Origin of the sequence: Arsenophonus nasoniae DSM 15247, from assembly GCF_000429565.1 — a bacterium.
Taxonomy (GTDB): domain Bacteria; phylum Pseudomonadota; class Gammaproteobacteria; order Enterobacterales; family Enterobacteriaceae; genus Arsenophonus; species Arsenophonus nasoniae.
In genome coordinates this window covers 36782-46981 of record NZ_AUCC01000018.1, presented here as the reverse complement: position 1 = coordinate 46981, position 10200 = coordinate 36782, and the positions used below count along the sequence as shown (strand labels likewise).

Here is a 10200-nt window from a genome sequence, read left to right as displayed (position 1 = left end):
CAGGGATCCAATCAGGTTTAGCCAGTTCAATTCGCTGAAGCAAATAAGGTTTAAAGGGGGATAATTTAGTCGGTTGTTGACTTCTTTTAGCATAAGTTGGCATTGTCTGTTGTTGTAAATGATGTTTTACGGTGTTACGGGATATACCCAACTCACTGGCAATTTTTCGAAGGCTTTGTCCTTGTGCAAAGCGAACATGAATATCCACAAATATCTCCTTGGTTAACATAAATTATCCGTACAAAAATGTGCGAATAATACCAAGTGGATCAGTTTTAGATGATCGTTAGTGGATCAGTTTTGCATGATCGGTGACACTATATTCCAAGAAAGTGGTTCAGTTGCTAAAATTTGATTTAGATAACGCTATAGGTCACTGTTTTTTATTATTTACTTTTTTAAGGATGATTGGTCACAAAGGGCATCAAAGTGATAAACTAAGAATAATTAAGAAAAATGTATAATTAAAATATTTAACTGGATTTTTACATAATGAGTGAGTGCCAATCAGATTATCAGACGGATGTCAGGCTCAAGGAACAAGTGGAACATGCTTTACAGCCACCTTCTATGTATAAGGTGATTTTGAATAATGATGATTTCACACCAATGGATTTTGTAGTACAAGTGTTAAAGAAATACTTTTCTTTTGATGAAGAGCAAGCCACACAAATTATGTTGGATGTTCATTTTCACGGGAAAGGGATCTGTGGGGTTTATACTGCTGAAGTTGCAGAAACAAAGGCCGCGCAAGTTAATATTTATGCAAGAGAACATGAATATCCATTACTTTGCACGATAGAAGAAGTCTGATTAGACTAATTTATAGGGAGGTGATTATGCTTAACCAAGAACTTGAACTTAGTCTTAATGTAGCTTTTGCCAAGGCAAGAGATAGCAGGCATGAATTTATGACGGTTGAGCATCTATTGCTGGCGCTGCTCAGTAATACATCCGCCCGGGAAGCTTTAGAAGCTTGCAAAGTTGATCTTGTGATATTGCGACAGGAATTGGAGCATTTTATTTCACAAACAACACCATTATTGCCTGAGGATGATAGTCGGGACACTCAACCCACGTTAAGTTTTCAGCGAGTACTACAGCGTGCTGTATTTCATGTTCAGTCATCAGGGCGTAATGAAGTTACCGGTGCCAATGTATTGGTTGCTATATTTAGCGAACAAGAGTCTCAAGCTGCCTACTTATTGCGTAAACACGATGTCAGTCGGCTTGATGTTGTTAATTTTATTTCTCATGGTATGGTCAAAGGTAGTGAGGCAGACAATCGCCAGTCAGATTCCATTAATGCCGCTTATCAGAATGAAGAGGCAGTTGGCGTTGAAGAACGGATGGATAGCTTTACCACCAACCTTAATCAATTATCAAAAGCCGGTAAAGTTGATCCTTTAATTGGGCGTCAGTTGGAGTTGGAGAGAACGATCCAGGTTCTTTGTCGTCGACGAAAGAATAATCCGCTATTAGTGGGTGAATCTGGGGTGGGTAAAACAGCGATTGCCGAAGGGCTAGCATGGCGTATCATACAAAATGATATTCCGGAAGTGATGAAAGATTGTACTATTTATGCGCTGGATATCGGTTCATTACTGGCCGGTACTAAGTATCGTGGTGATTTCGAAAAGCGCTTTAAAGCATTATTAAATGTGTTAGAAAAAGATGAAAAAAGTATTCTATTTATTGATGAAATCCATACGATTATTGGTGCTGGTGCGGCATCTGGCGGACAAGTTGATGCGGCTAATTTGATTAAGCCATTACTATCTAGCGGTCGGATCCGCGTGATGGGCTCAACTACCTACCAAGAATTTAGTCATATTTTTGAGAAAGATCGAGCGCTGGCAAGACGATTCCAAAAAATTGATATCGTCGAACCTTCTGCTGACGAAACGGTACAGATTATTAACGGATTACGGGCTAAGTATGAAGCTCATCATAATGTTCGTTATAGTCCAAAAGCAATTAAAGCTGCGGTTGATTTGTCAGTAAAATATATCACAGATCGCCATTTACCGGATAAAGCGATTGATGTTATTGATGAAGCGGGTGCAAGAACGCGTTTGATGCCACAAAACCGACGTAAGAAAACAATTGGGGTACAGGAGATAGAATCGGTTGTTTCCCTAATTGCCCGCATTCCTGAAAAAACAATTTCTTCTAGCGATAAAGAGCGATTGAAAAATCTAGATAATAGATTGAAATTGCTAGTATTTGGCCAAGAGCAAGCCATCGAAACTCTTAGTGAAGCGATTAAAATGAATCGGGCGGGATTAGGCAGTAGTCATAGACCAATAGGAGCATTTTTATTTGCTGGACCAACAGGTGTAGGTAAGACAGAAGTCACTGTGCAACTGGCAAAAGCATTAGATATTAAATTATTGCGTTTTGATATGTCTGAATATATGGAACGCCATACAGTTAGCCGGCTAATTGGTGCCCCGCCAGGATATGTAGGCTTTGATCAAGGCGGTTTATTGACAGATGCGGTTATAAAACATCCTTATTCAGTCGTTTTATTAGATGAAATAGAAAAAGCACATTCTGATGTATTTAATCTTTTATTACAAGTGATGGATAATGGGACATTAACCGATAATAATGGCCGTAAGGCTGATTTTCGTAATGTTGTATTGGTGATGACTACCAATGCGGGTGTGCAAGAAACACAACGTCAATCAATTGGTTTTACTCAGCAGGATAATAGTACTGATGCATTATCAGAAATAAAACGAATTTTTGCGCCTGAATTTCGTAATCGATTGGATAGTATTATTTGGTTTAATGCTTTAACAACTGAAGTTATTGCCCAAGTTGTTGATAAGTTTATTGTTGAGTTACAAGCTCAACTTGATGAAAAAGGCGTGTCAATTGAAATCAGCAATGCGGCACGTCAATGGCTTTGCACTAAAGGTTATGATAAGGCGATGGGAGCTAGGCCGATGGCAAGGGTTATCCAGGATAATCTGAAAAAACCTTTAGCTAATGAACTTTTATTTGGCCAGTTGAGTCGCGGTGGTGCTGTTAAGATTGATCTAAATAAGAAGACGCAAAAATTAACCTATCATTTCGAAGGTATGCACAAAACTAAACCAGAGGATGCAATAATTTAATTACAGATGGTTTATAACCATAGGCGATATTCCAATCGTCTATGGCAAGAGCTTGAGATAAGAGGCGATCAACGGCTACGAAAGATGATGCGGCCTTTACTCAGATCATAAGGTGTTAACTCGACAGTTACTTTGTCGCCCGTCAGAATCCGGATATAATTTTTACGCATTTTGCCAGAAATATGCGCAGTAACTACGTGTCCATTTTCTAGTTCAACACGGAACATGGTATTGGGCAGAGTATCTAGTACTGTACCTTGCATTTCAATATTGTCTTCTTTGGCCATCTAATCCTCTAAGTTAATCACCAAGTTTTTTACGGGCAAGATAATGCCGAAAAACCCTCTTTATGTAAAGGAGTGTAGAGTGTAAAGTCACTTTTACTTTTTATCAAGAGATGAAAATTACGCCATTAAAGCTTAATAGTACAAAAATATACAACAAGTATACGATTTGAACAACGCGAATGATAAAAAATAAAATGCAACAATGTCATAGCAAACTATCTAACTTAGTTTGCAATAGCATGAATTATTCTGCTACTTATATCCTCAAATTAGTGTTTAATCAGCTATCAATTATCTTTGTTTAGGCAAAAAATATTTTCCAGTTAATCATCCGAAATGATTAGTTTCTTCTGTCTTAGGTAAAGTTATCGTTTGCTTTTGCCAACATGCTTTATCAAGAGCTTGGTCGCGATATTGATAGAGATAATTTAAAAATTGTATCCGAGGGATCTCTCTCACACCTAAAGAGGCGGTATATGCATTAATTATTTGGCAATCAAACAGTTTACCGCCGAAACGCAGGAAATGGTGATAAAAAGCAATAAGTGCATATTTAGAACCATCACTAACCCGGCTAAACATCGATTCACCACAAAAAATTTTACCAACATTAACACCATATAGTCCACCAATTAATTTTGTGTTGTGCCAAACTTCGACGGAATGCGCAACACCTAGTTGATGCAAAGCAGTATATGATTCTATGATTTGATGGGTGATCCAGGTTCCTTCTTGCCGTTGTGCGCAGCCGGCGATAACTTGTTCAAAGTCATGATTTAGCGTTATGACATAAGGCGTTTTTCGCATTCTTTTTTTGGTTGTTCGGCTAATGTGTATTTCTGCTGGCAAGAGCACTGCACGTGGATCTGGCGACCACCACAATGGAATTTCCGTTGGATTAAACCAAGGGAAAATCCCTTCATAATAGGCAGCTTGTAATCTACCGACCGCCAGATCACCGCCAATCGCGAGTAAACCATTGGGGTCAGATAGAGCATATTCTGGCGCTGGAAAGAGATAAGATCCCTCATCAAGCTGAAACATATAACCATCCTATTAACGAATTTTGTGATTATGTGAGTACTATTCTGGCTTGGTAATATTGAAAATAGCGCCCTTGCAATTGTAATAATTCCTCGTGGGTAGCATGCTCAATAATTTTTCCATCATCCATCACATATATTTGATTCATTTTTTCCAGTCCTTGTAAGCGATGCGTAATAACTAACAAGGTTTTGTCGCTACAGTGCTGCTGCAACTGAATTAGGATCTGTTTTTCAGTTTTTGCGTCTAATCCTTCGGTCGGCTCATCTAATAAAATGACTGGCGCATCATAAAGTAGGGCTCTTGCGATACCTAATCGCCGTTGTTCACCGCCTGAAAGCTGTCGACCACCTTCACCGATCCAACTATCCAGCCCTTGATTTTTAATTAGGCTATCTAAACCGACTTGTTTTAATACTTTTGTCAGTAAAGTGTCACTTGCATCATCTTTAGCTATTAACAGATTATTACGTAAGGTATCACTAAAAATATGGGTTCGTTGTGGTACTACCGCCATTAATTTACGTAATGTTTTCTCATTATAGTGATTAATTGGCTGGCCATTTATCAAGATTTGGCCTGAACTAACATCCCATGCACGCGTTAATAATTGTAATAGCGTAGATTTACCACAACCGGTTTTACCTAGTAGCGCAACATGTTCACCTGCATTGAGTGTTAAAGAGATATTTTGTAGTGTCGGTTGCGGTTGTTGAGGATAACTGAAATGCACATTTTGCAATTTGATCTCAACTTTATTACTCATCGTTATGCCGGAAGTTGGAAATGTCACTGCCGGTTGTTGATTAATTAACTCCATTAAGCGATTTGCAGAAGTGACGACTTGTCCTAAATATTGAAATGCAACAGCTACTGGTCCAAGAACTTCAAATGCCGCTAAGGTACAAAAAACAAACAGGGCAATAAGTGCACCAGGTTTATGCTGTTCACCCACACCGGTTGCTGCTAACCACATTAGTAGGGTTGCAGTAAGGCCGGAAATTAAAATCATAATAGATTGTGATAGCGCGGTTAAGTTAGATTGTTGCTGCTGGCGTTTTAGCCAGCTGGATTCTAGATTGGTCAATACTTGCCGAAAGCGAGGTAATGCGCCAAAAACAGTTAGCTCTGCTTGTGCCTGGATAATATTAATTAAATAAGCACGATATTGACTGCGAAATATAGTGAGATAGTGCCCAATAGATTTTCCCGCCTGATAAAAGAAAAAGGGTAAAGTAATCAGCAAACAGAGCATAATAGTGCCCAAAGTAAGAGCAAGAAGTAAGTCTAATGTACTTAACGCCAAGGTGAGCAAAATAGTAATAACTAAAGCAGCAAATATTGGAGAAAGCACTCGTAGATACAAATGATCAAGGCTTTCGACATCAGCGACCAGACGATTAAGAATATCTCCTTGGCGATAGTGTGCGATAGCGCCAGGAGATAGTGGAAATAGTTTTTGAAATGTAAATACTCTTAAATGGGCTAAGACACGAAAAGTCGCATCATGGTTAACTAATCGTTCAGCGTAACGACTGGCCGTGCGAATAATGGCTGAACCACGAACACCTGCTGCTGGTAGCATATAATTAAAAGTATAAAGCCCGGCAGTGCCCGCGAGAGCCGTTCCGGCTAAAAACCAACCTGATAAAGTCAGTAGGCTAATACTCGCCAGTACCGCGACAATGGTTAATAAAATACCAAGATTAAGCAGCAACCAATGACGTCGATATAGCGCAAGAAAAGGGAGTAGTACACGCATATTATATTTCCTCTGCGCGATAAGTTAGCAAGCGGCTAAAAGCCCCTTTAGTCTGTCTTAGCTCATTATAAGTGCCTTGTTCAATAATTAAACCCTTTGCCATGACCCATATTTGGTCGTAAGTAACAGCTTCTTCTAGCAAATGGGTAACCAGCAAAGTGGTTTGTTTAGTAGATGCTGTATTAAGTGCTGTCATCACACGTTGCTCACTTTGCATATCAAGGCTTGCTGCAGGCTCATCCAGTAAAAGCAAATGACAAGGGTTTAATAACGCACGCGCGACAGCAATGCGTTGCGCTTGTCCAACGGACAAGCGAGCGGCATTTTCGCCAATTTGGGTATTAACACCTGCGGGTAAATACTTAGTAAACTCAGTTACATAAGCATTTTCCATCGCAGCATTGATTGCTGCTGTGGAAGCTTTAGTTGAATGGAGACATATGTTGTCAATAATGGTTTGTGCAGGTAAATGGGGATTTTGACCAACCCAGCTAAGTTGTTTGCGCCAATCAGTCATATCGAGATCCTTAAGTTCAATTCCATTAACCATTAGCGAGCCACGATAAGGTAGAAAACCGAGTAGCACATTTAACAATGAACTTTTACCAGCTCCGCTTTGGCCGACTACAGCGATCCGCTGATTTGGCAATAGGGTGAAATTTAACGGGCCAGCTAAGCGTACATTGTCATGAGAAAAAATTTCTAGCTGTTGTGCAGTAATCGTGAATGGTTGAACCGGAGTAATTAGCTGATTATTTTGTGGTTGTGGTTGAGGTTGTTCTATGCTGGCTAATAATGTAAATAAAGATTCTGCTGCACCTACTGCTTGTGCTTTAGCATGATAATAAGTACCTAAATCACGTAGTGGCTGAAAAAATTCCGGCGCGAGGATCAAGGCCAAAAAGCCGGCAAAAAGGGTAACTGGTATGCCATAATTACCAAAATGCAATTCCCCTAAATAAGAAAAACCAAAATAAACTGCGACAATGGCAATGGAAATTGATGCGAAGAATTCTAACACTGCCGAAGAGAGAAAGGCCATACGTAAGACTTCCATCGTTCTTTGGCGAAATTCTTCAGTCGCTTGTTCAATATCTTTTACTTCTTTGTTGGCACGGAAAAAAAGTCGTAAGGTATCAAGTCCACGTAAACGATCGAGAAATCTGCCGCTTAATCGGGCTAACGCCACAAAATTTCGCCGATTAACATCAGCGGCCCCCATTCCGACTAATATCATAAATAAAGGGATTAAAGGTGCGGTGATAAATAAAATTAAGCCAGCTGCCCAGTTAATCGGGAAAATCGCAATCAGAATGATAATTGGGATCATAGCGGCTAAATAGATTTGCGGTAAATAGCGAGCATAATAATCCTGTATGTCCTCAATTTGTTCTAAAATGATCGTTGCCCAACTTCCAGCGGGTTTATTTTTAACCCAAATTGGCCCTAATTGGTCAAGTTTATTTAATACTCTGCTACGGATCTGCTGGCGAACTATTTTGCCACAAACAAATCCAACACTTTCCCGGATAAAATGAATTAACGCTCTTAAAGTAAATACACAAATGAGTAATACAAATTGAACTAGCAGTTGTTCTCGAGCTAGATTATCTACAATCAATGCTTGTAAAATGGTAGCTAAAAGCCAGGCTTGCATAACGATAAGTAGGCCACTAATAACTCCCAGTAACATGGATAAGCGTAGCCAGTGTTTTGCTGGTGCTGATTGTTGCTTCAACCATTTAACCAACTCAGTTTGTTTTTGTTTATCCATAATGATGATTTTATATACCGATGATAAGTTAATTAGGATAACGGGTTGATTTTAATTTATCTAATATCAACTTTTATAGGTATGTTACAGATAAAAAGGCGCTATTTCGACAGCGCCTGTTATAGAAATTTATAAAATTATTATAATTTGTAACATTTATTTGCGATATAGCGCGTCTAAATAACGTTCGGCGTCAAGGGCAGCCATACAACCAGTCCCTGCTGAGGTAATGGCTTGACGATAGACATGATCCATGACATCACCAGCAGCGAAAACACCTTCAACTGAGGTTTGGGTTGCATTACCTTTAGTGCCAGATTGCACTTGAATGTAGCCATTTTCTAACACTAATTGATCGGCAAAGATACTGGTATTGGGGGTATGGCCAATAGCGATAAACACGCCAGTTACGGCAAGCATCTCTAGATTGTCATTTTCGGTTGAACGTAAATTGATACCAGTGACACCACTATTGTCACCTAATACTTCATCAAGGATAAAATTGGTATGTAACACAATATGGCCAGTTTTTACTTTTTCCATCATCCGTTGGATGAGAATTTTTTCAGCGCGAAACGTTTCACGGCGATGAATAACATGGACTTTTTCGGCAATATTGGATAGGTAAAGTGCTTCTTCAATCGCCGTATTTCCACCACCTACTACCGCCACTTTTTGCTTGCGATAAAAAAAGCCATCGCAGGTGGCGCAGGCTGAAACGCCACGACCTTTAAAGGCTTCTTCAGAAGGTAAACCCAAATAGCGAGCTGAGGCGCCGGTAGCGATAATAAGCGCATCACAGCTATATATTCCGTCATCGCCCGTGAGTTGGAACGGCCGTTGCTGTAGATCAACCGCATAAATATGATCATTAATAATATTTTCTTCTGCAGAGAATTTTTTAGTATGCTGCAGCATCCGTTCCATCAATACCGGCCCCATTAACTCGGTATGATCGCCAGGCCAATTTTCAACTTCGGTGGTGGTAGTTAACTGCCCTCCTGGTTGCATGCCGGTAATTAATACCGGATTTAAGTTTGCTCGGGCGGCATAAATAGCTGCCGTATAGCCAGCTGGGCCAGATCCCAGAATAATAACCTTACTATGCTTGTTGGTGTTCATGGCGGCTCCATTTGTAAGAATATCTATTTAATGTGGCGATTGTAGGAGATTAGGAAAATTAAAAAAAGTAAATTGAATGAAAAGATGATAAGGAAATAATCATTCTTTGTTGACTTGTTTTAACATTTTATTTATTAAGGCGAGTCATGAAAAAAGATTATTTTTCGTGAAATAACGTTTTAAAGTGAGAATTTTTCTGATGTCTTATTGACAATTAGTTAATAATAAATTCATTTCCTTATGATGTTCTGATTTTTATTCATAATCTTTGACAATCGGTTGTGTATTTGAGAAAACATCTTATAGGATTAATTACCTAATTTGATTAATTGAAATTGAACATCATTTAAACAAATAGATAAATATCCTACTTTTCATTATCAAATTGAAAACTAACCAGATGATTTATCTACAAGATGAATTATACTACAAATACTAATGGTCAGGCGGAGTTTAACCTTATTGCATCTTTTCCAATTCAATAATAAGAAAAGAAAATAGGGAATGTAATGGGTATAAAAAAATAGATAAAAGAGAGATAACGAAATGATTGATAACAAAAAGCGTCCAGGAAAAGATCTTGATCGTATTGATAGGAACATACTTAATGAATTACAAAAGGATGGTCGTATTTCTAATGTTGAGCTTTCTAAGAGAGTAGGGTTATCGCCGACCCCTTGTTTGGAACGTGTGCGTCGTTTGGAGCGTCAAGGTTTTATTTCTGGTTATACTGCTTTATTAAATCCACACTATCTCGATGCATCTTTATTGGTTTTTGTTGAGATCACCTTGAACCGTGGTGCTGCAGATGTTTTTGAACAGTTTAATGCTGTTGTGCAAAAACTGGAGGGGATTCAGGAATGTCATTTAGTCTCTGGCGATTTTGATTATTTACTTAAAACACGGGTTCCTGATATGTCTGCCTATCGTAAATTGTTAGGCGAGACTTTGCTTCGTCTCCCCGGTGTCAATGACACGCGAACTTATGTAGTAATGGAAGAGGTAAAACAGAGTAATCGTTTGGTCATTAAGACACGTTAATCAAATAGATGCAAAACCGGAAAAAGTTAGGTACACTCCTGTTTA

Annotated in this window: 9 protein-coding genes; 3 read left to right on the top strand and 6 right to left on the bottom strand. The window is 38.9% G+C overall.

All coding sequences use genetic code 11. From position 1 onward, the window contains the following. A partial coding sequence (locus G468_RS0106265; RefSeq protein ID WP_034249427.1) for a helix-turn-helix domain-containing protein occupies nucleotides 1–229 on the bottom strand: 229 nt, incomplete at its 3' end. Nucleotides 230–492: 263 nt separating this feature from the next. On the opposite strand from G468_RS0106265, the gene clpS reads away from it, so the two are divergent. Beyond that, nucleotides 493–813: an ATP-dependent Clp protease adapter ClpS gene (clpS, locus tag G468_RS0106260; RefSeq protein ID WP_026822399.1), complete on the top strand. Its 321-nt coding sequence runs from the start codon at nucleotides 493–495 to the stop codon at nucleotides 811–813. Between the two features lie 26 nt (nucleotides 814–839). Next, complete coding sequence (gene clpA, locus G468_RS0106255) at nucleotides 840–3125, top strand: ATP-dependent Clp protease ATP-binding subunit ClpA (protein ID WP_026822398.1); 2286 nt, start codon at nucleotides 840–842, stop codon at nucleotides 3123–3125. A gap of 68 nt (nucleotides 3126–3193) precedes the next feature. Here the strand turns inward: clpA and infA are convergent, their stop codons facing one another. The 5 genes from infA to trxB all read right to left on the bottom strand — a co-directional run bounded on the left by infA (nucleotide 3194) and on the right by trxB (nucleotide 9114). After that, nucleotides 3194–3412 (bottom strand): translation initiation factor IF-1, encoded by a 219-nt coding sequence (gene infA, locus G468_RS0106250; protein ID WP_004244560.1) that lies wholly within the window; start codon nucleotides 3410–3412, stop codon nucleotides 3194–3196. Between the two features lie 327 nt (nucleotides 3413–3739). Continuing rightward, nucleotides 3740–4456 (bottom strand): leucyl/phenylalanyl-tRNA--protein transferase, encoded by a 717-nt coding sequence (gene aat / locus G468_RS0106245; RefSeq protein WP_026822397.1) that lies wholly within the window; start codon nucleotides 4454–4456, stop codon nucleotides 3740–3742. A 28-nt stretch (nucleotides 4457–4484) separates the two neighbouring features. Further along, nucleotides 4485–6218: a heme ABC transporter ATP-binding protein/permease CydC gene (gene cydC, locus G468_RS0106240; protein ID WP_026822396.1), complete on the bottom strand. Its 1734-nt coding sequence runs from the start codon at nucleotides 6216–6218 to the stop codon at nucleotides 4485–4487. 1 nt (nucleotide 6219) lies between these two features. Continuing rightward, nucleotides 6220–7992, bottom strand: a complete 1773-nt coding sequence (gene cydD, locus G468_RS0106235) for a heme ABC transporter permease/ATP-binding protein CydD (protein WP_026822395.1) — start codon at nucleotides 7990–7992, stop codon at nucleotides 6220–6222. Between the two features lie 156 nt (nucleotides 7993–8148). Continuing rightward, nucleotides 8149–9114, bottom strand: a complete 966-nt coding sequence (trxB, locus tag G468_RS0106230) for a thioredoxin-disulfide reductase (RefSeq protein ID WP_026822394.1) — start codon at nucleotides 9112–9114, stop codon at nucleotides 8149–8151. Between the two features lie 546 nt (nucleotides 9115–9660). Here trxB and lrp point away from each other — a divergent pair. Then, nucleotides 9661–10155 (top strand): leucine-responsive transcriptional regulator Lrp, encoded by a 495-nt coding sequence (gene lrp / locus G468_RS0106225; protein WP_026822393.1) that lies wholly within the window; start codon nucleotides 9661–9663, stop codon nucleotides 10153–10155. Nucleotides 10156–10200: the final 45 nt, after the last annotated feature.

Coding starts and splice junctions, on each gene's coding strand:
- lrp (WP_026822393.1), top strand. CDS start 9,661: ATGATTGATAACAAAAAGCGTCCAGGAAAAGATCTTGATCGTATTGAT.
- infA (WP_004244560.1), bottom strand. CDS start 3,412: ATGGCCAAAGAAGACAATATTGAAATGCAAGGTACAGTACTAGATACT.
- clpS (WP_026822399.1), top strand. CDS start 493: ATGAGTGAGTGCCAATCAGATTATCAGACGGATGTCAGGCTCAAGGAA.
- trxB (WP_026822394.1), bottom strand. CDS start 9,114: ATGAACACCAACAAGCATAGTAAGGTTATTATTCTGGGATCTGGCCCA.
- aat (WP_026822397.1), bottom strand. CDS start 4,456: ATGTTTCAGCTTGATGAGGGATCTTATCTCTTTCCAGCGCCAGAATAT.
- cydD (WP_026822395.1), bottom strand. CDS start 7,992: ATGGATAAACAAAAACAAACTGAGTTGGTTAAATGGTTGAAGCAACAA.
- cydC (WP_026822396.1), bottom strand. CDS start 6,218: ATGCGTGTACTACTCCCTTTTCTTGCGCTATATCGACGTCATTGGTTG.
- clpA (WP_026822398.1), top strand. CDS start 840: ATGCTTAACCAAGAACTTGAACTTAGTCTTAATGTAGCTTTTGCCAAG.